This is a genomic window from Roseibium sp. AWQ4_254 (assembly GCF_056161025.1).
This window is the reverse complement of sequence record NZ_JBSWYH010000026.1, coordinates 37,523-61,051: the sequence shown is the minus strand read 5'-3', so window position 1 is coordinate 61,051 and position 23,529 is coordinate 37,523. Positions and strand designations below refer to the sequence as shown.

At 59.8% G+C, this 23,529-nt stretch carries 23 protein-coding genes; 9 read left to right on the top strand and 14 right to left on the bottom strand.

Annotation, left to right across the window (positions count from 1 at the left end):
* Positions 1-8: 8 nt before the first annotated feature.
* Together argF and ACXAIC_RS19005 are read right to left on the bottom strand one after the other, a co-directional pair.
* Positions 9-938, bottom strand: a complete 930-nt coding sequence (argF, locus tag ACXAIC_RS19010; protein WP_475183854.1) for an ornithine carbamoyltransferase — start codon at positions 936-938, stop codon at positions 9-11.
* Entirely contained in the window at positions 935-2,134 is a 1,200-nt protein-coding gene (locus ACXAIC_RS19005) for an acetylornithine transaminase (protein WP_475183850.1), read from the bottom strand. The genes argF and ACXAIC_RS19005 overlap by 4 nt, the downstream gene beginning before the upstream one ends.
* Positions 2,135-2,613: 479 nt before the next feature.
* On the opposite strand from ACXAIC_RS19005, the gene ACXAIC_RS19000 reads away from it, so the two are divergent.
* Positions 2,614-3,156 (top strand): GcrA family cell cycle regulator, encoded by a 543-nt coding sequence (locus tag ACXAIC_RS19000; RefSeq protein WP_475183846.1) that lies wholly within the window; start codon positions 2,614-2,616, stop codon positions 3,154-3,156.
* 489 nt (positions 3,157-3,645) lie between these two features.
* On the opposite strand, the gene phoB is transcribed toward ACXAIC_RS19000, so the two are convergent.
* From phoB to ACXAIC_RS18955, 9 genes are all read right to left on the bottom strand, one after another.
* Positions 3,646-4,344 carry a phosphate regulon transcriptional regulator PhoB gene (gene phoB / locus ACXAIC_RS18995; RefSeq protein ID WP_475183842.1) on the bottom strand — a complete coding sequence of 233 codons (699 nt, stop codon included), beginning with the start codon at positions 4,342-4,344 and terminating at the stop codon, positions 3,646-3,648.
* 72 nt (positions 4,345-4,416) lie between these two features.
* The gene (phoU, locus tag ACXAIC_RS18990) at positions 4,417-5,112 is read right to left on the bottom strand and encodes a phosphate signaling complex protein PhoU (protein ID WP_475183837.1); all 696 of its coding nucleotides are present in this window, start codon (positions 5,110-5,112) and stop codon (positions 4,417-4,419) included.
* Positions 5,113-5,143: 31 nt separating this feature from the next.
* Entirely contained in the window at positions 5,144-5,941 is a 798-nt protein-coding gene (gene pstB, locus ACXAIC_RS18985) for a phosphate ABC transporter ATP-binding protein PstB (RefSeq protein ID WP_475183833.1), read from the bottom strand.
* Between the two features lie 11 nt (positions 5,942-5,952).
* Complete coding sequence (gene pstA, locus ACXAIC_RS18980) at positions 5,953-7,302, bottom strand: phosphate ABC transporter permease PstA (RefSeq protein WP_475183830.1); 1,350 nt, start codon at positions 7,300-7,302, stop codon at positions 5,953-5,955.
* Positions 7,302-8,774 carry a phosphate ABC transporter permease subunit PstC gene (pstC, locus tag ACXAIC_RS18975; protein ID WP_475183827.1) on the bottom strand — a complete coding sequence of 491 codons (1,473 nt, stop codon included), beginning with the start codon at positions 8,772-8,774 and terminating at the stop codon, positions 7,302-7,304. Before pstC ends, pstA begins: the two co-directional genes overlap by 1 nt.
* Positions 8,775-8,858: 84 nt before the next feature.
* Positions 8,859-9,896 carry a substrate-binding domain-containing protein gene (locus ACXAIC_RS18970; RefSeq protein WP_475183823.1) on the bottom strand — a complete coding sequence of 346 codons (1,038 nt, stop codon included), beginning with the start codon at positions 9,894-9,896 and terminating at the stop codon, positions 8,859-8,861.
* A 463-nt stretch (positions 9,897-10,359) separates the two neighbouring features.
* Entirely contained in the window at positions 10,360-11,355 is a 996-nt protein-coding gene (locus ACXAIC_RS18965) for a substrate-binding domain-containing protein (RefSeq protein ID WP_475183899.1), read from the bottom strand.
* 162 nt (positions 11,356-11,517) lie between these two features.
* Positions 11,518-12,843, bottom strand: a complete 1,326-nt coding sequence (locus ACXAIC_RS18960; RefSeq protein ID WP_475183820.1) for an ATP-binding protein — start codon at positions 12,841-12,843, stop codon at positions 11,518-11,520.
* Positions 12,844-13,058: 215 nt separating this feature from the next.
* Positions 13,059-13,538: an SRPBCC domain-containing protein gene (locus ACXAIC_RS18955; protein WP_475183818.1), complete on the bottom strand. Its 480-nt coding sequence runs from the start codon at positions 13,536-13,538 to the stop codon at positions 13,059-13,061.
* A 322-nt stretch (positions 13,539-13,860) separates the two neighbouring features.
* Between ACXAIC_RS18955 and ACXAIC_RS18950 the strand changes: the two genes are divergently transcribed.
* Positions 13,861-14,763 carry an MBL fold metallo-hydrolase gene (locus ACXAIC_RS18950; RefSeq protein WP_475183815.1) on the top strand — a complete coding sequence of 301 codons (903 nt, stop codon included), beginning with the start codon at positions 13,861-13,863 and terminating at the stop codon, positions 14,761-14,763.
* Positions 14,764-14,790: 27 nt separating this feature from the next.
* On the opposite strand, the gene ACXAIC_RS18945 is transcribed toward ACXAIC_RS18950, so the two are convergent.
* Positions 14,791-15,774, bottom strand: a complete 984-nt coding sequence (locus ACXAIC_RS18945; protein ID WP_475183813.1) for a DUF1499 domain-containing protein — start codon at positions 15,772-15,774, stop codon at positions 14,791-14,793.
* A 265-nt stretch (positions 15,775-16,039) separates the two neighbouring features.
* Here ACXAIC_RS18945 and ACXAIC_RS18940 point away from each other — a divergent pair, with 265 nt between their 5' ends.
* From ACXAIC_RS18940 to ACXAIC_RS18930, 3 genes are all read left to right on the top strand, one after another.
* Positions 16,040-16,477 (top strand): hypothetical protein, encoded by a 438-nt coding sequence (locus ACXAIC_RS18940; RefSeq protein ID WP_475183811.1) that lies wholly within the window; start codon positions 16,040-16,042, stop codon positions 16,475-16,477.
* A gap of 428 nt (positions 16,478-16,905) precedes the next feature.
* Positions 16,906-17,049, top strand: a complete 144-nt coding sequence (locus ACXAIC_RS18935) for a hypothetical protein (protein ID WP_475183809.1) — start codon at positions 16,906-16,908, stop codon at positions 17,047-17,049.
* A 483-nt stretch (positions 17,050-17,532) separates the two neighbouring features.
* A complete protein-coding gene (locus tag ACXAIC_RS18930; protein WP_475183806.1) occupies positions 17,533-18,507 on the top strand; it encodes a magnesium transporter CorA family protein in 975 nt (324 codons plus the stop codon).
* Between the two features lie 138 nt (positions 18,508-18,645).
* Here the strand turns inward: ACXAIC_RS18930 and ACXAIC_RS18925 are convergent, their stop codons facing one another.
* Together ACXAIC_RS18925 and pdxH are read right to left on the bottom strand one after the other, a co-directional pair.
* Positions 18,646-19,386, bottom strand: coding sequence for a carbonic anhydrase (locus ACXAIC_RS18925; RefSeq protein WP_475183804.1), 741 nt, complete (start codon positions 19,384-19,386; stop codon positions 18,646-18,648).
* Positions 19,387-19,547: 161 nt separating this feature from the next.
* Positions 19,548-20,183, bottom strand: coding sequence for a pyridoxamine 5'-phosphate oxidase (gene pdxH / locus ACXAIC_RS18920; protein WP_475183801.1), 636 nt, complete (start codon positions 20,181-20,183; stop codon positions 19,548-19,550).
* Between the two features lie 80 nt (positions 20,184-20,263).
* Here pdxH and ACXAIC_RS18915 point away from each other — a divergent pair, with 80 nt between their 5' ends.
* The 4 genes from ACXAIC_RS18915 to ACXAIC_RS18900 all read left to right on the top strand — a co-directional run bounded on the left by ACXAIC_RS18915 (position 20,264) and on the right by ACXAIC_RS18900 (position 23,503).
* The gene (locus ACXAIC_RS18915) at positions 20,264-20,731 is read left to right on the top strand and encodes an RT0821/Lpp0805 family surface protein (RefSeq protein ID WP_475183799.1); all 468 of its coding nucleotides are present in this window, start codon (positions 20,264-20,266) and stop codon (positions 20,729-20,731) included.
* Between the two features lie 202 nt (positions 20,732-20,933).
* Positions 20,934-21,938, top strand: a complete 1,005-nt coding sequence (locus tag ACXAIC_RS18910) for a DnaJ C-terminal domain-containing protein (RefSeq protein WP_475183795.1) — start codon at positions 20,934-20,936, stop codon at positions 21,936-21,938.
* A gap of 280 nt (positions 21,939-22,218) precedes the next feature.
* Positions 22,219-22,752: a MarR family winged helix-turn-helix transcriptional regulator gene (locus tag ACXAIC_RS18905; protein WP_475183793.1), complete on the top strand. Its 534-nt coding sequence runs from the start codon at positions 22,219-22,221 to the stop codon at positions 22,750-22,752.
* Positions 22,753-22,804: 52 nt separating this feature from the next.
* Positions 22,805-23,503: a GNAT family N-acetyltransferase gene (locus tag ACXAIC_RS18900; RefSeq protein ID WP_475183790.1), complete on the top strand. Its 699-nt coding sequence runs from the start codon at positions 22,805-22,807 to the stop codon at positions 23,501-23,503.
* Positions 23,504-23,529: the final 26 nt, after the last annotated feature.

Here is a 23,529-nt window from a genome sequence, read left to right as displayed (position 1 = left end):
GCCTTGCCTTATCCTTTGCCGAAACACCAGGCCAGAACGCCTTTCTGGGCATGGAGCCGGTTTTCAGCTTCATCAAACACCACGGAATTGGGACCGTCCATAACCTCGGCTGTGACTTCTTCGCCGCGATGCGCCGGCAGGCAGTGCATGAACACTGCCCGGGCGTTGGCTTCTTCCATCAGCTTTTCGTTGACCTGATAGGCGCTGAGAAGATTGTGACGGCTCTCGCTGTCATCATCGCCCATGGAGACCCAGCAATCGGTCACGACACAGTCGGTTCCCTTTACGGCCTCATATGGGTCTGTGGTCACAAGAATGGAACCACCCTTGGCGCGCGCGGCGTCGATCAGGTCCTGGGGTGGTGCCAGCTCGGCCGGTGTGGCAATGCGCAGTTCGAAATCAAACCGCGGCGCGGCATGCACCCAGGAGGCCAGAACATTGTTGCTGTCGCCGGTCCATGCCACACTCTTGCCGGTGATCGGCCCGCGGTGTTCCTCAAACGTCATCAGATCCGCCATGATCTGGCACGGGTGGGACACTTTGGTCAGGCCATTGATCACGGGAACCGTGGCATATTCGGCCAGCTCCGTCAGATCCTCATGGCTGAGAATACGGATCATGATTGCATCGACGAACCGGGACAGAACCCGGGCCGTGTCGGCAATGGTCTCACCCCGGCCAAGCTGCATTTCCGCGCCGGTCAGCATCAGGGTTTCGCCGCCGAGTTCGCGCATGCCCACATCAAAGGAAATGCGGGTCCGGGTGGAAGGCTGCTCGAAAATCATGGCCAGTACCTTGCCGGCCAGCGGCCCCTCACCCGGGCGCACACCATTGCGGTTTGCCTTGATGGTCTTTGCGGTTTCCAGAATGGCGCGCAGTTCGTCGCCCTCAAGGTCCGTCAGGTCGAGAAAATTCCGGTAAGCTGCATGTGCGGTCATCCGGCCGCTCCTTCCACCAAGTTCGCCTCAACCGCCTGCGCCGCCTGTTCCAGACGCTCCAGCGCGATCGCAATTTCGTCTTCGCTCATTGTCAGCGGCGGCAGAAGCCGCAGGACATTGTCACCGGCCGGAACGGCCAGGAGCCCGGCCTCCCGGGCCGCAGCCGAAAATTCGCCCACGGGCACCACGCATCTGAGACCTAGCATCAGTCCGCTGCCGCGCACTTCCGCCAGCACATCCGGATGGCCGTCCACCAGACCGGCAAGCTTCTGCTTGAAGTTCAGGCCCTTGCGTTGAACCTCGCCCAGAAAGCCCTCTTCAAGAATGATGTCGAGCACCGCATTGCCAACAGCCATGGCGAGCGGATTGCCACCAAATGTGGTGCCGTGAGTGCCAGGCCCGAGCGCGCCGGCAGCCTCTTGCGTCGCCAGGCACGCGCCCATGGGAAAACCGCCGCCGATCCCCTTGGCAATCGCCATCAGGTCCGGGCTGACACCGGTCCATTCATGGGCAAACAGCTTGCCCGTCCGGCCGATGCCGGTCTGGATCTCATCGAAAATGAGCAGCAGGCCGTTGTCGTCACACAGTTTGCGCAGGGCGCGCAGAAAGTCCGGCTGGATTTCCCGGATACCGCCCTCGCCCTGAACCGGTTCAATCGCGATGGCCGCTGTCTGGGGGCCTATGACCGCCTTGAGCGCATCCAGATCGCCCGCCGGCACCTGGTCGAAACCGGGCGCCTTGGGGCCAAAGCCTTCCAGGTATTTCTCCTGCCCCCCGGCGGCGATCGTCGCGATGGTACGGCCGTGGAAAGCCCCTTCAAAGGTGACAATGTGAAACCGTTCCGGATGGCCCTTGTCATATTGATGGCGGCGGGCGCATTTGATCGCCGCTTCCATGGCTTCGGCCCCGGAATTCACGAACAGCACCTTGTCGGCAAAGGAGGCATCCGCCAGCCGCTGCGCCAGCCGTTCCCCCTCGGGCATCTGGTGCAGGTTGGAAATGTGCCAGAGCTTCGCCGCCTGTTCCTGAAGCGCCTTGACCAGATGCGGGTGACTGTGGCCGCAGGAATTCACAGCGATGCCGGACCCGCAATCGAGGTATCGTCGGCCGTCCTTGGTCACCAGCCAGACACCTTCCCCGTGATCAAAGCTCAGGGATGATCTTGCGTAATTCCCAAACAGTGCGGTCGCGGACATAACCTCATTCAACTCCATGGCCGTCCCCGCGCTGTCGAGTGTGGCAGGGACTGGCGGTTTTCAGGGATTTCAGCTCCGGCAGGCTGGCTGCGGTGCACGCGCACACCGTCAGACCTGCACAAGGCCAAAACGCAACGTGCCGCCCCTGAGAGGCGGCACGTTGCGGTTCCGTTATACACTGGCCGCCCCATTATCTGTCAATGGGCCTGCGGCCAGGCCGCATACGTAGAGTCACCGGAACAGAATTCGTAAAATTCTCAATACCCTCGCCATACTTGGGGAAAAGTCCCTTCATCCCCAACTGGTTTGGGCCCAATGGTTGCCTCACAAATTAACGTTATTGTAATCTGTGACCAATCAGACACGACATCTCGTAAGGCAAATCACTCGAAGATACTAGATATGCCACACTTAGGCATGCACCAGCATGCTTAATACGGGGTTAATGGCCGCAGAGGCCGCAATAAAAGGTGCGGGCAATGAGTTGGACAAACGAACGGGTTGAACTCCTCAAGAAACTTTGGGGTGACGGCTTGAGCGCAAGCCAGATCGCTGGCGAGCTTGGAGGCGTCACCCGGAATGCCGTGATCGGCAAGGTTCACCGGCTTGGCCTGTCCGGGCGGGCAAAGACCTCAAGCGCAAGCACCAAGCCCCGTCGGCCGCGCTCTGCAACCGCCAGCAACACCAACACCAGCTCAGCTCCGAAGAAGCCGGCCCAGCAGCCGCCGCAAACAATTGGGGCGACGGCGCTCAAGGCGGATACAGCCCCTGCGCCCGTTGCAGAGATCAAGCCAGAGCCGGTGGCCGAACTGGTGGTGCCGATTTCCCAGCGTGCCACGATCCTGACGCTGACCGAGCGCACCTGCAAATGGCCGATCGGCGACCCGGCGACGGACGACTTCTACTTCTGCGGCCGCCAGTCCGAAGCCGGTGTTCCCTATTGCACCCATCACTGCAAGATCGCCTACCAGCCGGTCGCCGACCGCCGCCGCGACCGCAAAGTGATTGCGAAGGCCGGCTGACGCCCCACCTTCTTTCAAACGAGAAAAGCCCGCTATTTTGGCGGGCTTTTCAGTTTGAAGCGTGCTTTTATTTTCCAGCACCTACCAGGCCCCATGCCAACCTCACCCAAAAGGTCCCTATTGGAGGGGGCAAGTTCACCGGCAAGGAGAGGCACGCAGGACGGCCTGGTTGGCCGTTCAAGCGGCGCAACGCAGTCCGGCGGGCCGGAGCAGGCCACCGAGGCCGCGTTTGAGGACTGTTCAGCTGCGTCCCAAGTTTTGAACGATAAACCATATCGCCCTGCAACCTGCTCCTTGACGAACAGTCCCCAAACACGGTCAGATCGGTTCCTATCTATTGAGGTTGGTAGGAGCCACCTTAAGCTACGACACGAGAGCGTTCCGCCGTGTCGCGCGTCTTGGACGAAGCCGCACATCACCCTGTGACCCGTTCCTTGCGGAACGCTCTCATGTCACGGTCGAATAGGGTCCTGTTTGGTGAGGTTGATATCAGCCGACGGCTGAAAACTGATCGTTGAAGGCGTAGCCCGCGCCGCGGACCGTGCGGATCGGGTCCTTGGCCTTGCCCCTGTTGAGGGCTTTGCGCAGACGGCCCACATGCACATCAACCGTGCGCTCGTCCACATAGACATCATGACCCCAGACACCGTCCAGAAGCTGCTCGCGGGAAAACACCCGCCCAGGCGACGTCATCAGGAACTCCAGCAGGCGGAACTCGGTCGGGCCCAGGTGGATTTCCTTGGTATTGCGCCGGACCCGGTGGGTTTCCCGGTCCAGTTCAATATCGCCGGAACGCAACATCGTGGAGACCACTTCCGGGCTGGCCCGGCGCAGGATCGCACGGACCCGCGCCATCAGCTCCGGCACGGAGAACGGCTTGACCACATAGTCATCTGCCCCGGTCGACAGGCCGCGGATCCGCTCCGCTTCCTCGCCCCGCGCCGTCAGCATGATAACCGGCAGGCGCTCGGTGTCCTCGCGGGTGCGTAGGCGGCGGCACAGTTCAATGCCGGACAGGCCCGGCAGCATCCAGTCCAGAAGCAGCAGATCCGGCAGGCTTTCCCGCAGGCGGATTTCCGCCTCATCGCCCCGGACACAGGAATCCACCTGATATCCTTCCGCTTCCAGATTGTATCTCAAGAGAAGGCTGAGCGGTTCTTCGTCTTCAACGATGAGGACCTTCGGCATTCGTTCTTGCTCCGTCTAGGCGGCCGGCGCCCAGGCGCCGGCCGGAAATTGCGCACTGTTTTTTGCAGAGGTTTATGCGCTGGTCGTTTCGTCGAGCTTTTCCCGCTCTTCCGGCAGACGCTCGCCTGTGACCATGAAGAAGACATTCTCCGCAATATTGGTCGCGTGATCCCCGATCCGCTCGATGTTCTTGGCGCAGAACAGCAAATGGACACATTGGGTGATCACCCGCGGGTCTTCCATCATGTAGGTGAGCAATTCCCGGAAAAGGGAAGTATAGATCGCGTCGACTTCCGCGTCCCCTTCCTGCACCCGGCGCGCCGCCTCGGCATCGCGCCGCGTATAGGCGTCAAGCACCTGCTTGAGCTGGGACAGGGCCAGCTCGGTCATGTGCTCGACCCCGATGGCCAGCTTTTTGGACTGGAGATTGCTATCGATGGCAATCACACGCTTGGCCACGTTCTTGGCCAGGTCGCCCACCCGCTCCAGGTCATTGGCGATGCGGCTGGCGGCAGTGATCTCGCGCAGGTCCTGCCCCATGGGCTGGCGGCGGGCGATCATCTCGATCAGCTTCATCTCCACGTCCTGATGCAACCCATCCAGGCGTTCATCGCCGGAAATGGTAGCCTTGGCCAGATCAAGATCCTGGTTGACCAGCGCATGCACCGCATCCGCGAACGCCCGTTCTGCAAGGCCGCCCATCTCGGCGACTTTGCCGGCCATGGCAGTCAGTTCCTCGTCATAAGCCGAGACTGTATGTTCAGACATCCTGTGTCCCCTTCAGATTTCGCAAATACGCTTAGCCAAAGCGTCCGGTGATGTAATCCTGCGTGCGTTTGTCCTGTGGGTTGGTAAAGATGTCTTCTGTCTGACCTTCCTCAACCAGAATTCCCAGGTGGAAAAACGCGGTGCGCTGAGAGACACGGGCCGCCTGCTGCATGGAGTGGGTCACGATCACGATCGTGTAGTTTTCGCGCAGCTCGTCGATCAGTTCCTCAACCTTTGCCGTAGCAATGGGATCAAGTGCCGAACATGGTTCATCCATCAGGATCACTTCCGGGCTGACGGCAATTGCGCGCGCAATGCACAGACGCTGCTGCTGTCCGCCGGACATGCCTGTTCCCGGCTCATCCAGCCGGTTCTTGACTTCTTCCCAAAGGCCGGCCTTCTGAAGGCTCGAGGCCACGATATCGTCCAGTTCCGCCTTGTTGCGGGACAGGCCGTGGATCCGCGGACCATAGGCAATATTGTCGTAAATCGACTTCGGGAACGGGTTCGGCTTCTGGAACACCATGCCCACCTTGGCCCGCAGCTGCACCGGATCGACCTTCGGATCGTAAATGTCTTCGCCGTCAATCTTGATGGAGCCTTCGACACGACAGATATCTATGGTGTCGTTCATGCGATTCAAGGTGCGCAGGAAGGTCGACTTGCCACAGCCGGACGGGCCAATGAAGGCCGTAACGGAACGCGGCTGGATTTCAATATCCACGTCTTTGATGGCATGGGTGTCGCCGTAATAGACCTGGACCTTGTTGGCGGAAATCTTGCTGTCGGTCATCTCTTTCGCCTGTTCAATCGTCGGCATCTCGTTCATCGGATCAATCCTTACCAGCGGCGCTCAAACCTGCGGCGCAGGATGATTGCGAGAATGTTCATGGAAAGAAGGAAAATCAGGAGCACAATAATCCCGCCCCAGGCCTTCTCGTAAAAGGCATAGTCGGCCCGGGCCGCCCAGGTGTAGATCTGGGCCGGCATGGCGGAGTTCGGGTCCATGAAGCCGGAGACGAGCCCGTCCGGATACCCACGGGCCACAAAGCCGACCATCCCGATCAGCAGCAGCGGCGCGGTCTCCCCAAGAGCCTGGGCCAGACCAATGATGGTGCCGGTCAAAATGCCCGGCATGGCCAGTGGCAGCACATGGTGGAAGATGGCCTGCATCTTGGACGCTCCGACGCCCAGCGCCGCATCCCGGATGCTCGGCGGCACCGCTTTCAAGGACGCCCGTGTGGAGATGATGATGGTCGGCAGGGTCATCAGCGTCAGCACCAGCCCACCGACCAGCGGGGCCGATTGCGGCAGATGCATGAACTGGATGAACACGGCCAGGCCCAGAATGCCGAACACGATGGACGGCACGGCAGCCAGGTTGGAAATATTCACCTCGATCAGATCGGTGAACCGGTTCTGCGGTGCAAACTCTTCCAGATAGATGGAGGCGGCAACGCCGATGGGCAGGGACAGGAACAGCACGACCAGCATCATAAAGAAGGAACCGACCACGGACGCCCCAATGCCAGCAGCACCCGGATTGTCCACCCCGGCATCCGCACCGGTCACGAACTGCCAGTTGAAGACGCTCTTGAGGACGCCCGCATCGACCAGATGGTCAACAATGTCCAGATCCGACGACTTCAGGAACCGGCTGTCGGTCATGTTGTCGCGCGTGATCCGGCCATTGATATAGCCATCCACCCGGGACGAAGCGGCCAGCTTGAAGTCGACTGGCTCGCCGAGCTTGTCTTCATTTTCCCGGTAAAAGGAACGGATTGTATTGCCCGGCTTGCCGACAATGCGGCCGATGGCTGCCGGTTCAACCGCTGCTTCGATGCCACTGTCCTTCAGCTGGGCGGTCAGGGCGTTCAGGAAAAGTTGCTCATAGGCTTTCGTCTTGAAGAGCTGCTTTTCCGCTGCTTCATACTGCTCCTGCGTCACGGTAAACTTCACTTCAACAACCGTGCGCGAGAAGGCCGGAATGCCCTGGGAGATGATGGCAAAGGCCAGAACCACCAGGAAGAACAGCCCGATCACGATGGCGGCAATACCGTAGGCCTGGAACCGTTTTTCCGCTGCATTGCGCTTGCGAGTAAGATCATCCAGCGCATAAAGCGACTTGGGCTGGCGCGGCGCGGCCGAAGTGGTTTCGCCCGCTTCGGGAGGAAGAGTTGTATCGGTCATCAGTCATACTGCTCCCGGTATTTGCGCACGATGTAAAGCGCGACAATATTAAGACCAAGCGTAATCACGAACAGCGTCATGCCCAACGCAAAGGCAACAAGCGCAACGGGCGAAGCAAAATCCGCATCCCCGGTCAGCTGGCTGACGATTTTGGCAGTCACCGTTGTCATGGCTTCGAACGGGTTCAGGCTGAGCCGTGCGGCTGCCCCTGCCCCGAGCACCACAATCATGGTTTCACCGATGGCGCGCGACGCTGCCAGCAGGATGGCGCCGACAATGCCCGGAAGCGCGGCAGGCAGGATCACCTGGCGCACGGTTTCCGACTTGGTCGCGCCCAGACCGTAGGACCCGTCCCGCATGGCCTGGGGCACCGCGTTGATGATGTCATCGGACAGCGAGCTGACAAAGGGAATGAGCATGATGCCCATGACCAGACCGGCCGTCATGACGGCGGTCCCGGCCTGCATGATGCCAAGGCCGTTTTCCCCGAAGATGGACATCAGCAGCGGCCCGACGGTCAGAAGGGCGAAGAGACCGTACACAATGGTCGGGATACCCGCCAGAACCTCCAGAAGAGGCTTGGCAACGGCCCGAACTTTCGGACCGGCATATTCCGACAGATAGACGGCGGCGAAGAGGCCGATCGGCACTGCCACCACAAGGGCAACCAGCGAGATGTAGAACGTGCCCCAGAGCAGCGGCACGATGCCCAACTCAGACGAGCTGCCCCGGCCGGAGAAGCTTGGCGACCAGGTCGTGCCGAAGAAGAAGTCCGTGGCCGGATAAAGACGAAAGAACTCGGCGGTGTTGAACACCAGCGACAACACGATGCCGATCGTGGTCAGGATGGCTATCGAGGCCGCTGCAATCAGCAGTGCCTTGATACCCTGCTCGACCACATTTCGCGCCCGGAAGTCAGCATTGGTCTCGCGCAGGCCAAAGGCTGCCCCGGCCAGGGAGACCAATAGAATGGCAACAGTCATCATCAGATTGCCGGTGGCGTTCATCACGCGGAAACTTTGCGCGGCGCGCAGAACCGGCTGGGTGACCTGGGAGGTCACAATCTGGCCCGCATCCTTGAGGCGGGTGGTGACGTCAGTGAAGTCGGCGCGGGCATTGCGCGCGAAGTCTTCATCCATGGCGCCAATCGCGACCGCATTGTCGAGGCCGCGCGCGGTCCGGCGGACCTCAGCCAGCACCAGACCCCGGGACGAGCCTTCCTGAATGGCGCTTTCCGGGATCATGCCGGAAATGGAGCTGTTCACGTAGATCGGCTGCACGAGCAGCCAGGCGACAAGGAGCAACAAGGCGGGAACGGCAGCCTTCATCGCGACGTTCGTGCCGTAGTAGGACGGTAGGGAATGCAGAGCCGACAGCTCTCCCCCGGCACTGGACAGGGCCCGCGACCGCCCAAGAACGTACCCCACCGCAGCGATGATGAGCACGGTCAAGATGAGCCAGAACAAAGGCATTTGCTCCCCCGGAATTTTTAGAAAGTACAAAAAGAAAAAGGGGCGGCGATCACGGCCGCCCCTCACAATCAGCCGGACGGCTGATTACTTCATGGTTTCTTCAGCAGCAACAGCAGCCTGAGTCGCAGCCAGTTCCGGGTCGGAAACGAGGCCGTACTGAGCCAGAGGACCGTCCGGGCCAGCGATTTCGTCAGAAACGAAGAACTGAGCGTATTCTTTCAGGCCCGGGATCACGCCGATATGTGCCTTCTTGACGTAGAAGAAGAGCGGACGGGAAACCGGATATTCACCGGAAGCGATGGTCTCGGTGGACGGAGCGATCCCATCCATCGTTGCGACTTTCAGCTTGTCGGTGTTGTTCTCGTAGAACGCCAGACCGAAAACGCCGATGCCGTTCGGGTTGGTGTCGATACGGGCCAGGGTTTCGGTGTAGTCGCCGTCGATGTCCACGGACTTGCCGTCTTTACGCACTGCGATGCAAGCATCTTCAGCGTCATCTTCGGACATGCCGGCATCCATCATGGCTTTCAGAGCGCCAGTTGCTTCACAGCCAACAGCCAGGACCTTCTCTTCGAAGACTTCACGGGTGCCGTGCTTGGTGCCCGGGATGAAGGCGTCGATTTCAGCGTCCGGAAGGTCGGCGTTGAACTCGGACCACTTGGTGTAGGGGTTGTCGACAACCTTGCCGTCTTTCAGCACCTTGGCGCCAAGAGCGTTGAAGATGTCAGACGGCGTGAAAGCAACAAAAGCCGGGCCGTCTTTTTGAGACGCGAAAACGATCCCGTCATAGCCGATGCGCACTTCCATGATGTCTTTCACACCATTGGCCGCACATGCCTTGATTTCTTTTTCGCGGATTTTGCGGGAAGCGTTTGCAACGTCGATGGTGTTTTCGCCAACACCTTCACAGAAGCGCTTCAGGCCAGCAGAAGAACCGCCGGACTCAACAACCGGTGTCGGGAAGTCGGTGTTTTCGCCAAAAGCTTCGGCAACGATGGAAGCGTACGGCAGAACCGTGGAAGAACCGGCAACCTGAACCTGGTCGCGAGCCTGGGCTGTGCCTACGAATGCAGTGGAAGCAACAGCCAGGGCGGTTGCGCTAACGAGGGTCGTAAATTTCACTTGACCACTCCCTTTGAATGTCAAGGTTTGTAGATGATCACCCCGCGCCAGAATGCGCGGGCGATGCCGGGACCCTAGGCCCCATGGATGTGAGTTCTATGACAGTTATTTATCTGTTTTATGACAATGTAAAATACTGACTTATTTATACTTTTTCTTTTTGCAACCGTATTGTCTCAGCATTTTCTGCGGCGCGGCATTCCAACTCGCCAGCGAGACTGCCACTGCGGATTTGACGCCTATCCGTTTCAAAAGCAGCCCGGTATCTCTGGTTTCAAGCCGCCAGATTTCTCATAACGTCTTTCAACAGCGCACCCGCTTCGTTTTCAGGACTCAGATCAGGTTCAAATAAAAAAACCCTGCAGCGCGCCGCGGACGCATGGCTTCAAATCGCTTTGCCTTTAGCCTCGCCATTTCTGATTGTCAGAGTGCGAAAGGAAAATCCAATAAACTGGGGCTTGCGCTAAAATTGCAGTTCGGTCAGCGCCAGAACGTTTTTCGCCTGCTCCTGACGAATTTCCCTGGCCAGTGGGATCAGCCCCTTGTCCGCCAGATAGCCCTCATCTCCCCAGGCCTCTTCGGCGGTGAACGCGGACACATAGTCTTCAATGCCAGGAATGCGGCCCACATGCTCTTTCTTGATATAGAAGAACAGCGGCCGGGACACCGGGTAGACCCCCGTAGCGATGTTTTCGAAGGTCGGTTTGATGCCGTTGACCCCCAGACCCCGGATCTGGTCGGCATTCTGATCCAGGAAAGAATAGCCGAAAATACCCACCCGTTCCGGGCTGGCTTCCAGGGCGCCAACGATCAGATCATCATTTTCGCCTGATTCAAAAAAACTGCCATCCTTGCGGATCCTGGTGCACAGCCCCTCTTGCGGCATGCCGCCATGGGCCTCACAACCAACCTCCATCACCAGCTCTTCAAAAGCATCCCGCGTGCCGGATGTCGGCGGCGGCCCAAGAACTTCGATTTTCTCGTCCGGCAGAGCCGCATCAATATCCGCCCAGCTGACATTCGGATTGGCTGCGATCATACCATCCACGGACAGCTTCTCCGCCAGAGCTTCATAAAGCTGCTCAACGGTGACGGAAAAATCCGGGCCGCTCAAAGAATTGGCCAGAACAATGCCATCATAGCCGATTTCAACTTCCACCGGCGTGACCCCATTGGCCTTGCAGGTTTCGAACTCGGATTTTTTCATGCGGCGGGATGCATTGGTGATGTCCGGTGTGTCGTCGCCAGCCCCTGCACAGAACAGCGCGAAGCCAGCACCGGAACCGGTCGATTCGACAATCGGGAATTTCAGTCCGCTATCACCGACTTTTTCTGCAACTGCGGTCGCAAAGGGAAACACGGTGGATGATCCGACAATCAGAACACGGTCCCTGGCCAGGGCCTGCCCCGGCATCAGCAGCAGCATAGCCGCCATGAAGGCGCGAACCGTCATTTCCATCGCCACCGGTACACTCCTTGTGCCGGCTTGCCTATGCCGGACCACCACATTGTCTTCAGGCCAAACGGTTTCCCGGCGCACTAATTAACCGCCTGAAACCCTGTGTTTTTTTACCTGCTAACACCATCCGGTTTCAGTATTGCGACACTGGCTGCAGATTTTTTAGGCACCGGTTTGCCCACGTTTGTCTTCCGCACTTTCCAGGGCTGGAAACTTGACCCGGAATACAGCTCCTTCGCCGGGCTCGCTTTCCACATCCAGACGGGCGCGGTGACGGGTCAGGATATGTTTGACAATGGCAAGACCAAGCCCCGTTCCCTTCATGGCCCGGCTGGATTCCACATCGACCCGGTAGAACCGCTCCGTCAACCTTGGCAAATGCTCGCGCGGGATACCCTCGCCATAATCCCTGACAAACAGCACCCAGCCCGGCTCCTCCGGCTCGTCGGCAAGCGCGCTCAAGCCCACATCCACCACCTTGCCGGAACTGCCATATTTGAGCGCGTTTTCAATCAGGTTTTCCGAAACCTGGATCAACTCGTCCCGGTCACCGCGCACCCGGACCGGGTCATCGGGCAGGGTCACCTTGATTTCAACAGCCATCTCCCGGGCCAGCGGCGACAGCGCGTCGGCTGTGTGGCGGATGATTTCGGTGAGGTCCACAACCGTCGACGGGCGCACATGGGCTTTCAGCTCGATCCGCGACAGGGACAGAATGTCGTCAATCAGCCTGCGCATGCGCCCGGCCTGATCGAGCATGATGGACAGGAACCGGTCCTGGGCCTCGGGATCGTTGCGGGCCGGCCCTTGAAGGGTTTCGATGAACCCGGTCAGGGACGCCAGCGGGGTGCGCAATTCATGGCTGGCATTGGCGACAAAATCGGTCCGCATACGCTCCAGGCGCCGGTTTTCTGTCAGGTCCTGGATCACCACCAGGATGAAATCCGGCAGATCCCGCCCGCGCTCTTGTCCGCCGGCCCCGGGCATATAGATCGGCGCGATATGGGCCTCATACCAGGTTTCTGTCGGAACCTTTTCGATCCAGCTGATCCGCTCTGCGCCTCCGGTGGTGCAAACCCGGTCAAATGCTTCCAGCAAAGACGGCGCGCGCAGGGAAAAGGACAAGGGATCGCCGGGCTTCACCCCCTCATAAACGTCCATGGCCTTGGCGTTGACATAGCGCGTGATGCCGCGCCCGTCGGCGACAAAACAGGGGGTCGGCAGGGCATCGACAGTCACCTTCATGCCAGTGCCCGGCCACATGCGGCGCATTTCGCGCTGGGTGGTCAGTTTCAGCCGCCGGCCAGCTGCCCGCCTCGGCACAAAGGCGGCGACAATTGTCATGACCAGCACAACGGAGACGGCCGGCCAGAAGGGCACGCCATGGGCAAGGACAGCCACCATGGCGGCGCACAGGGCAGTCAGCAATATCCAGCGCGCTTCTCCGATCCGCGTCAGGGGGGATGCGGGCGGGCGGGGCTCGGACATTTCCTCTTCAGATGACGGTAAGGACATGAAACTCTTGACGACTGGGACCCTGCAACGTTTCGCCGCGAAGCGCCGACACTATTTCGACGCCTTACTAGTTTGCAAGCGCGAAAACGGCGTGGCCGGAGCTGGATGATTTTCTCCAGTAGCACATCAAGCATGTCAGCCAAGCGACAGAAAAAGCATTTTCCGGGAAACGTTTGCAGGCCCGTGGATCAGCGCGAAGGCGCAGCCCTGGCAGCGGTCTGAAGACGGGCGATCAGGGCGGGCCAGCCTTCTTGCCGGCGGATTTGTGACAGGTACTCGGCCCCATGTTCACCATGTCTCAAAAACTCCGAATGAACGATTTCCAAACGGGTCTTGTCCCCGGCCTCCCGGAAATTCATCATCACCCGGCTGGCGGCAAGAGGATCGGCCACTTCTCCGCCCTCCTGCGACACCTGCCAGGCCAGACGGATATATAGCGGCGCTTCAATCGACAGCACCGTACCCCAGGTCCGGCGGCGGCCCTCCCCGTCCATTTCATAGCAGCTTCCGCCGGCAAAAGGGTCAATGCCCGCCTCCACCGGCTCTGCCGCCGCGCCGGAAAAAGGCGAGACCCACCACATCTGCGGCTGGTCAACCACCACTGAAAACGCCCGGTCCCGCGGACAGTCCAGAAGGACGTCGTACCGGCACTCCAGGTCATCTGCCATTGTCATTCCACCACATTCGAAAAGGCCTCTCCCCGCGCACAGCCATCAAGGCGCCGCCCGGGGCCTGATCCGGCGCGGTCCAGCTTTCAGCTTACACCGAATTCAAATCGAATTTTGCCTCTATCTGATTCAAACGTCAGCCGCATGACGCCCTGGAACAAGCATTGATACACAGGCAATTTCAATCACGCGCCTCAAACGGCGCCCCAGCAACCAAAGCGCGTGATCCCGCAGTTGCCTTCGGCACAGAACTGCCTCAAGGTCGCAGGAATGATCCCGGCCCGGTTCAAGAGGCCGTACGACACTCTTTGGCAGGCGCCTGATGAAACACAATCGCGACTTTGATCCCGCCTATGGCACGGCCGTGGAGCTGGCCCCGGGCGTCAGGCGTCTGACGGCGGAGAATCCCGGGCCATTCACGTTTTTCGGCACCAACACCTATCTTCTGGGCACAGAGCGGCTGATGGTCGTGGATCCGGGCCCTGCCCTTGCCTCCCATCTGGAGGCCCTCCTCAAGGCAGTGGGCGGCGCCGGGGTCGATGCCATCCTGGTCAGTCACACCCATATGGACCACTCCCCCGCAGCCCGGCTTTTGAAAGAGAAAACCGGCGCGCCGATTGTGGGTTGCGGACCGCACCACCCCGCGCGGGCCTTGCAGGACAATGAAATCAACCCGCTCGATGCCAGCGGCGACAAGGACTATCGGCCCGACCGGCAACTCGGGGACGGTGACATTTTCTCAACGGATTCTTTGGCGGTGGAAGCCATCGAAACCCCGGGGCACACCGCCAATCACCTGTGTTTTTCCGTTGTTGGAGCGGACCTACTATTGTCCGCCGACCATGTCATGGGCTGGGCAACCTCGATTGTGGCCCCGCCCGACGGCTCCATGCGCGCCTATATGGCCTCCATTGACAAGCTTCTGGCGAGAACCGAAACACGGTATCTTCCGGGCCATGGCGGCGTCATCGACAATGCCCAACACTATGTTCAGGACCTGAAAGACCACAGGCTGGGCCGGGAAGCGGCGATCCTCAGCCTCTTGTCCAAAGGCGGGCACAGCATCCCGGAACTGGTCGGCCAGCTTTATGCGGGGGTGGACCCGGCGCTCCATCCGGCCGCCGCCCTGTCGGTCTTTGCCCATCTGGAAGATCTGGTGGACCGGGCCTTGGTCAGCACTGTCGCCCCGCTCTCCCTGTCGTCCCGCTACAGTCTGGCGTCCTAAAGGGAGGCACAGGCTCCCGCCCCGCGCTCAGCCAGCCAGATCACTGACCTCCGGGCCGCCGGGCGGCAGCTCTTCGTCTTCCTCAAAATAGGGCTTGAATCCGGGCAGCGGAATGACTTCGACAGGAGGCTCAACAGGATCGGGCTCCAGGCGTTCGCTGTCCTCTTCTTCCACCGACAAGCGGGCTAGATCGCCATAGGTTTCCAGCAGCACCTTGTCTATTTCGTCAAACACTGTGCGAATCCGGTCCGCATTGCCCGACAGCTCCCGGAGCGGGGTGGCCGAATGAGCCCGCACATCCAATAAAGCGCCGAGCCTGTCCGGTCGGACGCGGAGCGCAATGTCGAATTTGAGCCCCAGCAGAGCAGTTGCCCCTTGCGCCTGCAGACGGGTTGCCGCGTCCAAAAGATCTGGTGGCAGCTCGTCCACAACGGCCCAGTTGAGGTTGTCCAAGGCCTTGGCACACGCAACGTGCAACTGGCCCGGCGCAATCCGGTAGCGGCGGGGCACGATATCGGCCGTACCACCCGCCTCTGCGAGCCCGCCATGCGGCAGCACCTCCGAGACATCCGGCACAAACGGCCAGACATCCTTGGCAAGCCATGCGGTGGCCCAGGTCAAGAAAGGCTGCTCGGCCGTTTCCGAAACAGCCACCAGCCCTGGAGGATCAAGCCGGTTTGTCGACAGGTCCCTGTCCGCAGGAGCTGCGATCAACATTCCCGCCACAAGAACGGGCGGTCCCAGGGCAAGTCCCCCAAGCACCAGCCCGCCCAGAGCGGACGGCACGCCCGGACCGCCGCGGGACCAGATGCGGTGAAACGCCAGCAGCGCCGCCAGAACAGCCAGAAAAGCCAGAATGCCGGCGAAGAACAGCGACAGGACAAACACATCCGCATCAATCACCGCAATGCGTTTTGCGACAAAGGCGATCACAACGATGGCCAGCGCGACCGACCCGGCAACCCGGCTTGCTGGCGCAGAAGCAGATTTGTAAACGGCGTAACGCTTCATTTCATCCCGACCCGCGTTGGAGCGCATGCTATGTGCCGGCGACCGGCAAGACCAGAGTTGTTTTTTCGGTTTAAAGTCAAATTGTCAAAATTGAACTTCCCTAACGCAATTGGCGCATACTACCTTTGAGCTGCTCAACCGGCGAGTCGCCTGTTGGCAGGCTCATTCAAGCCCCAGACGTCAGACATGATCTCATGACAGTATCGTCCAACCTCCCGCGCCACGCTCCCCGGACCTGCCACTTGTCCATAGGGAACATGTGGCCATGACCGGGCTGCAAAAGCCGCGGCAGACCAGAGATCTGCCCCAGCCGCCTGCTCCCTGCTTGCCGCAGGCGGAACTGGACCGCGAGGGTCTGCTGGGGGCCAGTTTTGCAAACGTTGTCCTGTGCTATCTTCTTGTCCTCACTGCGGCACTGCTCCCGTTCGCCCTTTTTTTTGCGCTCCGGTTTGCAGACCGGGCCGGCCGGGCGCTCCAGGCACATTATTTTTATGTACGCACTACAATCGCCATTCTGGTGATCGGCACATGCGTCGGCGGCCTGACCATTCTGGCCGGTGTCGCACTTGCAGCTCCGTTGATTTTTGCCGGATTGGCGCTTTTTGGCCTGACCCTGGCCCTGGGCCTCACCCGCTGTCTGTGCGGTCTTGCGCGCGCCCTTCAGGGCAGGCCCCCCCGCGCCTACCAGACCTACCTGATCTGAGCAGCCCTGCCGCACCCGGCTTTTCACCAGAGTCGGGTCAAAGACATACGAAACCAGTCCTTCAGCGTCGGCAGCCAGAACATGCCACGTTCATCCGGTTCCAAAGCACTTTTTCTTTGGCGTCGAAATCGCCGATGCGGGTCCGTGACAGACAAATCCAATCAAACGCGACCTGCTCTAAAACTTTAACGAATACTTAGTTGACTACTTCAATTTCACACCCGCAAAGTTACAGGTTGTTATGAAATGTGACTGGCTGAGACGGCTAAAGAAGCGCATGCTGACTGCGTCAAATTGCGGAGAGTATCGTTTTTAAGGCCCATCGCCCTTTCCTCGCCGCAATTGGCAATGACATGCACGCGGCCCGCACCTTTCCGCATTCAAACGAAACAGCCAGCGGGGGCTGAAACCAACACGGACCTGGAAAAATGTCTGAACAATCGTCCCAACCGGTCAAGCAGATCCCGGCGGGAGCAAAATTGGAAAATCACTATAAGCCGGTCGGCATTGCCGCCCTCAACGCCGCTGCCCTGTGCAAGAACGTCGGCGCGGCGACGAAAAAACAGAAATAATCCGCACCGTTTCCGCGCGGACCAATTTGTTTCAAGGCCAGCGCCGGGCCGGTCGGCGTCTTTGAAAACACTGTTCTCAACAGGAGTGTATTCCCGGTTCTGTTGAGCTTGCCGGATTGTTTTGTCTTGGGCACACTGCCGCTGAAAGGCTGGCGGACGTGTCAAACATGGGGCAAAACAGTCGCACATGGTGTCACTTGACAGGCTCCGCCAAAAGCGGATGGGCCCTGTCAATGGTTGGCTGTTGCCACATCCTTTCGTCCGGGCAAGTCAGCCCCCGGCCGCACTCTTCTATTGGCAGCCGTTTAAGATCTCCGCTCTTGCCGGTTCGGCCCAACAGATCCCATTCACGCAAAAGCACGGACAGGTTTCGGGGCACTCTCCCTTTGCAATTGCGGCTGCAAAACCGCTATCCACTTTACCTGGAAGGGTCTGCCTCCCATGCTGCCCCTGCCATCTGCCCTCCAAGCGGAGACGTCCCGAATGATCGTTGCCTATTGCCCCTCCGTCAAAGGCCTTGAAAAGGTCGAGCTTACGCCGGAGATGCCGGTTCCGGCCACTTCCGTGTGGATTGATCTGGAGGCTCCGACCTCCGCTGAACTGCAGGCTGCCGAAAAGCTGATGGGGGCGGAAATTCCAAACCGGGAGGAGATCGCCTCCATTGAGACTTCCGAGCGGCTATATGTAGAACCGGGCGCCGTCGTCATGACCGTGCAAATGCCGATGGCGACCAGAACCCCCGACCCGATCCTGTCTTCGGTTACCTTTGTCCTCAGCGCGAAACGCCTTGTCACCGTTCGGTTCGGAGACCCGAAATCGATCGCCATCCTGTCCAAGAAAGTTCAGGCGGACGCGACCATTGCCCATACCGGTCCGGCTGTCCTGTTTGCACTGATGGAAACCATTGTGGACCGCTGCGCTGACGAAATGGAAACCGCCTCGGGCCGCTATGACAACCTGGCCCTGGAGGTTTTCGGGGATGGCCTCAACATGCGCAAGACCGCCAGCTACCAGATCGCCATCAAACGGGTTGGCAAACTGGGCCTCCAGGTGGCCAAAATGCATGATGTGTGCACAAGCCTGGCACGGATGCTGCTGTTCATGGGCGCGCAGGCCAAACGGCTCTCTCTGAACGAGGAGCAGATCTCGGATCTGAAGATCCATGGCCGGGACATCCGCTCCATCAAGGAACATGCGGACGCCATGGACAACAAATTGTCCTTTCTGCTGGATGCGACCGTGGGTCTGGTGACCCTGGAGCAAAACCAGATTTCCAAGATCTTCACGGTTCTGGGCCTGATCTTCATGCCTCCCACACTGATCGCCTCGATCTACGGTATGAACTTCATCAACATGCCCGAACTGAAATGGGAACAGGGGTTTGCGTTCTCCCTCGGCATGATGCTGGTCTCGGTGGTGGCAACCTTCCTGTTTTTCCGCTGGAAACGCCTGCTCTAATACATAGCGCAGTTGATCATGCCCCTCTGTCCCCGGGCCCTGACATGCTCAGGCGTGTGACTGGTAGAAAACCAGGCGGCCCGGAGGCCGCCCGCGAGCGCAACGTTCAACACGGCCAGCCGCCGTCCCGACGCGGACCTATTTCTCCAGAATATACCGGCGGCCAATGTCCTGAATGGGCCGGGCATTGTGGTCGTAGAGCGCTTCAAACTCCGCAATCGCACCGTCTGACACTTTGATCGGCTCCTTCAGAACTGTCCAGACCACAGTTTCCGAACAGGGCGGCGTCGTCAGCGAGCCCTGGTAGCGGTAAAAATGTGCTGTTGCTGGGATCAGACGGTCCGGGTCGGCCTGCCCGACGTTCCAGCTTCCACCTTCCTGATCCGGGGCATGATCCATGATGGACTGGAACAGCTCGTTCTCGCCGCCGCCTTCGACCATGACAGCCAGGACCGCAATGGTGCCGTCGTCGGCAACATGCACGAAATGGGCTTCCATCGGGTATTTCCTGCCGTCAATTGCGTGTTCCGACGGCGCATGGAAGTGGAACTGCTTGAGCGTATAGGTTTTGCCATCCAGGGTGATGGTGCCGCCATCCTTGGAATTGTCCTGAATGCTGTGCCCGTTATTGACCTCGGTCCAATCCGCTTTCGGGTTCCAGTGCATTTGCACATCGGCCGCCTCGGCCCTGACGGTGTTGGTCAGGTCGACCGGCGATTGCTCGTCTCCCGCTTCGCAAGCTTCGAAATGATCGGCAAGTTCGCCCCAATGTGCCGGGCCTTCCGTTCCCTCATAACTCCAATGGGGCGTGCTGGCCGCCATGGCGGAGGAAGCGATCACCATGGCGGTGGCCGCAGTTGCAAAAAAGCGGAACTTCATGCGTTTCTCCATGCTTCCCCGGCGCGGCAACCACAGCCGCGCTTTCGGGGTGACTGAGGAGGTACGCCTCCTACCGCACTGCGAAAAGTTAAATATTTGTCATAAACACCTAGTAACCAGCAGTTGTTCTAGACAAGTATAAGCAACGCCCAAATATTCAATCACGGGTAGAGGCGTTCTTTCCGCCAGGGATCATCAACAGAACTCCGCGTCAGCAGAATCCGGTCATGCAGGCGGAACGGACGATCATGCCAGAATTCAAGGGAGGTCGGTACCAGGCGCATGCCGGACCAATGGGACGGGCGCGGGATCTCGCCCAGGCCGAATTTGGCAGTGAATTTCGCCACTTCCTTTTCCAGCGCAAAGCGGCTTTCCAGCGGCCGGGACTGTTTGGACGCCCAGGCACCGATCCGGCTGCCGCGCGGCCGGGACTGGTAATAGGCATCCGCCTCCTCTGGCGTGACCTCCTCGACCAGACCTCTGACCCGGACCTGCCTGCGCAGGGATTTCCAGTGGAAACACATGGCCGCCTTGCCGGAGGCCAGCAATTCGCGCCCCTTGGCGCTTTCAAAATTGGTGTAGAAGACGAAGCCCCGGTCATCGACATCTTTCAGCAAGACCATGCGCACATTTGGCAGGCCCTGGTCGTCGGTGGTGGCCAGCGCCACCGCATTCGGATCGTTCAGCTCAGCTGCCTTTGCGTCTTCAAGCCACTCAGAAAAAAGATCGAATGGATTCTTGACGTCCGTAAAGTCACCTTTTGTTAACTCTTCCGGAGGATGCTTCAGGTCTGTCATTGGTTACCCGTCGAAGAAATCGACTGCCTGCAGCACGCCATTCATTTCCCAGCGTGAGGGCTGTCTAAAAGATGTGTTCTATGCGTTCATATACCCTTGGGCATGCCAAGATCCAATTATTTGTCGCCCTGGCGCTTTTGTCTGCCGGCGGCCTTGGTGGCTGCGCCCAGGTGACCGTCCCCACGGGCAGCAATGATATTGACACACCGACGCTTCTCACCGGTTCAATTCCCTCCGCCTCTGATCAGGCCTATAGTGATGTGGATGCGCAGGACCGGGCCGTGATTGCAGAAAATCTGGACACGCTCAGCCCCACGCTCGATGCGGGCGGCGCCAACAGCGACCTGCTGCTGTCCTGGCTCAATCCGGAGAGCGGCAATTCCGGCACATTGACGGATATCGACAGCGGCCTGCTGGGCCAGACCGGCTGCGTTTCGTTCCGCACAACGGCCAATACAATCGCCGGAATCCGCCTTTATTCCGGCACCGCCTGCCGCGATATCTCGCAAAAATTTGCCGTCACCACCCTGAACGTCACCGACGCTTGATCAGCCGGGCATTTGTGCCCATAAGAGACATCTATGAACCGACCCAAGGTATGGGCTGGAATTTCAGGTGCTTTATACCGATATTAAAAGACGTCGGGTCAGTACTCACAATTTCCAACGCACATTCCGGAGCAGGCGCTGTATCCGGAGGGATTGCTTGTGAGGATCCTGACCTGAAAATCTGAGAAACCTGGTGATGTGAATGCGCGATCCCTATAGCGTTCTCGGCGTGGCGAAAACCGCCAGCGAGAGCGAGATCAAAAAGGCCTTCCGGAAGCTGGCCAAGAAATACCATCCGGATCAGAACAAGGATGATCCGACAGCCCAGCAGCAATTTGCCGAAGTGAACCAGGCCTATGAAATTGTCGGCGACAAGGACAAGCGGGCGCAGTTCGACCGGGGCGAAATCGACCCGGAAGGCAAGCAGCGGTACCAGTCCAGGGGCTTTGAAGGGTTTTCCGGCTTTGAGGATTTCGGCAGCGCGGGCGGCACGCACGGCTTCCGCTCCAGCGGAGGTCCTGGCGCGGGCCCGGGCGGCGCTGGGGGCCCGACCGGCGGCTTCGACGATTTGCTGAACGATATTTTTGGCGGCTTCGGAGGCCGCAGCGCCCGGGGCGGGGCCGGATCGGGCTTCGGTGGCGCCCATGCACGGGCCAAGACGCCTCCCAAGACCAAGGGCGCCAATATTGATCTTGTCGCCCGCGTGTCGCTGGAAGACATTGTCAATTCCGGAAAGACACAAGTCACACTGCCGACCGGCAAAACGGTCAATGTGACCCTGCCCGCCGGGGTGGAAGAAGGCGAAAAAGTCAGGCTGAAAGGCCAGGGTCAACCAGGCGAGAATGGCGGCCCGCAAGGCGATGCCATGGTCGAGATCCGCTTCCGGGCGCATGAGCTGTTTGAGGTCAAGGGCTGGGACCTGCATCTGGACCTGCCCCTGACCCTTTATGAGGCTGTGCTGGGGGCCAAGGTGCGTACCCCGACCCTTTCGGGCGCTGTCAATCTGACCATTCCGCCCCGCACCTCCAGCGGCAAACCCATGCGCCTGAAGGGCAAGGGCCTGCCGACCAAGAGCGGTGGCCACGGAGACCTTCTGGTCAAACCGCAGATCATCATGCCGGCCCATGGCGACGAAGAACTCGACACGCTGATGAAGGCCTGGCAGGCGATCACCCCCTACCGCGCCCGCGGCCCTGAATTCGACTGACTGGCCGTGACTTATAAGTCTGAACCCGTTCGGATCTGAATAAGCTGCCACGCCGCCCTTTGGGCGGCGTGGCTGTTTTCAGGTTCCTACATTAAGGAGGTCCGCCAGCCAGTCGTCTCCCGTTTCAAGCCGCGCCGCGGCGCTGCTTCGCCTTTTCCATTATCCCCTTTTTGGGGGGTCTCCTCTCCGATCCGAGCAAGCCGTCTGAAGCGCGATGTCATCCCGCAGATTGATTTATATAAAATGTTATATTACTTGTTATATAAATCAAGGAAACCGCATGACTGACGACATCCTCCGTTCGCTTGGATACAGCACGCTTGGCAGCCGCCTGAAACGGCTGGGGGAAAAACTGCAGGCGCAGACCCAGGAGATCAGCGATCAGGTGGCCGGCACCGCTCTGCCAGCCTCCCACAACCCCATCCTGGCCGCCCTGGACCAGCACGGTCCGCTCAGCATTGGCGCCTTGGCCGGCACACTTGGCCAAAGCCAACCGGGCGTCACCCGGATGGTCAACAAATTAAAATCCGCCGGTCTCGTCGACAGCCGCCCGGATCAGAGGGACAAGAGGGTCAGCCAGGTCGTCCTGACCCCGAAGGGGGACGCGCTGGCCGCGCATTTGCGGCAAACGCTCTGGCCGAGAAGCCTGCAAACGGTCGCCGACGCCTGTGCCGGGCTGGAAGGCTCGCTTCTGGACCAGCTGTCCCAGCTGGAAGATGCGCTGGAGGCCCGCCCCCTTGTCGGCCGCTGCGCGGATGCCCCCTTGCCTGGCTGGCCGCCTGCGTTTCCCGGAACACTGTCCCAAGACCCCTGACCGCCGTTTGACCTCCCCAGCGCAGCCGCGCCTCACCCCAAAAGAGCCCATCATGTCACATCCGTTAAACCGGGCGGTCTGGTCCGCCCTCTCCTCCCGTCAGGCTCCGGTGTCTCTTGGAGGCGGGCACGCGCGGCGCTTCATACCCGAAATCTCCCCATTCGCAGCCGCCAGGGACAATTCAGTCGAGGCCCTGACCGAACTGGCCGGACTGATGACACCGGAGGAGGCCCCAGTCTATTTGCTGCAGGCAGAAGAGATCGCCCTGCCTCCTTCGCTTGAGGCTGAAAAGACAGCCCTCGGAGTTCTGATGACCGAGCGGCGGCCCCAGCCCCCGCGCAGAGGCGCTTTTAGCATCGAGCCACTTGGCAAGAGCGATATCCCGGCCATGTCCGCACTGGCCGAGCTCACCAAGCCCGGCCCTTTCACGAAACGCACGCCCGAACTCGGCCAGTTCTGGGGAATCAAGCGGGAGGGCCAACTGGCCGCCATGGGCGGCACCCGGCTGGATCTGGAAGGCTATACGGAAGTCAGCGGAGTGTGCACCCATCCCGCATTTCAGGGACACGGCCTTGGCAGCACGCTCGCCCTTCATATCGCCGCCTCCATCCGCGCACGGGGCGACTTGCCCTTCCTCCATGCTTATGCGGACAATGAGGGGGCGATTGCCCTTTACCGGAAACTCGGCTTTGAGATCTGGAGCGAGGTCCATATCGCCGTCCTGCGCAAGACTGCCGCAACCGCATCTTAGTTCACCGGGCATTGATCAGAACCGCT

Excerpts from the sequence above, each read along its gene's own strand:
- ACXAIC_RS18925 (WP_475183804.1), bottom strand. The coding sequence starts at position 19,386 with ATGAAGTTCCGCTTTTTTGCAACTGCGGCCACCGCCATGGTGATCGCT.
- ACXAIC_RS18915 (WP_475183799.1), top strand. The coding sequence starts at position 20,264 with ATGCGTTCATATACCCTTGGGCATGCCAAGATCCAATTATTTGTCGCC.
- pstA (WP_475183830.1), bottom strand. The coding sequence starts at position 7,302 with ATGACCGATACAACTCTTCCTCCCGAAGCGGGCGAAACCACTTCGGCC.
- ACXAIC_RS18905 (WP_475183793.1), top strand. The coding sequence starts at position 22,219 with ATGACTGACGACATCCTCCGTTCGCTTGGATACAGCACGCTTGGCAGC.
- phoB (WP_475183842.1), bottom strand. The coding sequence starts at position 4,344 with ATGCCGAAGGTCCTCATCGTTGAAGACGAAGAACCGCTCAGCCTTCTC.
- pstB (WP_475183833.1), bottom strand. The coding sequence starts at position 5,941 with ATGAACGAGATGCCGACGATTGAACAGGCGAAAGAGATGACCGACAGC.
- ACXAIC_RS18950 (WP_475183815.1), top strand. The coding sequence starts at position 13,861 with ATGAAACACAATCGCGACTTTGATCCCGCCTATGGCACGGCCGTGGAG.
- ACXAIC_RS18955 (WP_475183818.1), bottom strand. The coding sequence starts at position 13,538 with ATGGCAGATGACCTGGAGTGCCGGTACGACGTCCTTCTGGACTGTCCG.
- pstC (WP_475183827.1), bottom strand. The coding sequence starts at position 8,774 with ATGCCTTTGTTCTGGCTCATCTTGACCGTGCTCATCATCGCTGCGGTG.
- ACXAIC_RS18910 (WP_475183795.1), top strand. The coding sequence starts at position 20,934 with ATGCGCGATCCCTATAGCGTTCTCGGCGTGGCGAAAACCGCCAGCGAG.
- ACXAIC_RS18960 (WP_475183820.1), bottom strand. The coding sequence starts at position 12,843 with ATGTCCGAGCCCCGCCCGCCCGCATCCCCCCTGACGCGGATCGGAGAA.
- phoU (WP_475183837.1), bottom strand. The coding sequence starts at position 5,112 with ATGTCTGAACATACAGTCTCGGCTTATGACGAGGAACTGACTGCCATG.
- ACXAIC_RS18935 (WP_475183809.1), top strand. The coding sequence starts at position 16,906 with ATGTCTGAACAATCGTCCCAACCGGTCAAGCAGATCCCGGCGGGAGCA.
- ACXAIC_RS18930 (WP_475183806.1), top strand. The coding sequence starts at position 17,533 with ATGATCGTTGCCTATTGCCCCTCCGTCAAAGGCCTTGAAAAGGTCGAG.
- pdxH (WP_475183801.1), bottom strand. The coding sequence starts at position 20,183 with ATGACAGACCTGAAGCATCCTCCGGAAGAGTTAACAAAAGGTGACTTT.
- ACXAIC_RS18965 (WP_475183899.1), bottom strand. The coding sequence starts at position 11,355 with ATGGAAATGACGGTTCGCGCCTTCATGGCGGCTATGCTGCTGCTGATG.
- ACXAIC_RS18940 (WP_475183811.1), top strand. The coding sequence starts at position 16,040 with ATGACCGGGCTGCAAAAGCCGCGGCAGACCAGAGATCTGCCCCAGCCG.
- ACXAIC_RS18945 (WP_475183813.1), bottom strand. The coding sequence starts at position 15,774 with ATGAAGCGTTACGCCGTTTACAAATCTGCTTCTGCGCCAGCAAGCCGG.
- ACXAIC_RS19000 (WP_475183846.1), top strand. The coding sequence starts at position 2,614 with ATGAGTTGGACAAACGAACGGGTTGAACTCCTCAAGAAACTTTGGGGT.
- ACXAIC_RS18900 (WP_475183790.1), top strand. The coding sequence starts at position 22,805 with ATGTCACATCCGTTAAACCGGGCGGTCTGGTCCGCCCTCTCCTCCCGT.
- argF (WP_475183854.1), bottom strand. The coding sequence starts at position 938 with ATGACCGCACATGCAGCTTACCGGAATTTTCTCGACCTGACGGACCTT.
- ACXAIC_RS19005 (WP_475183850.1), bottom strand. The coding sequence starts at position 2,134 with ATGTCCGCGACCGCACTGTTTGGGAATTACGCAAGATCATCCCTGAGC.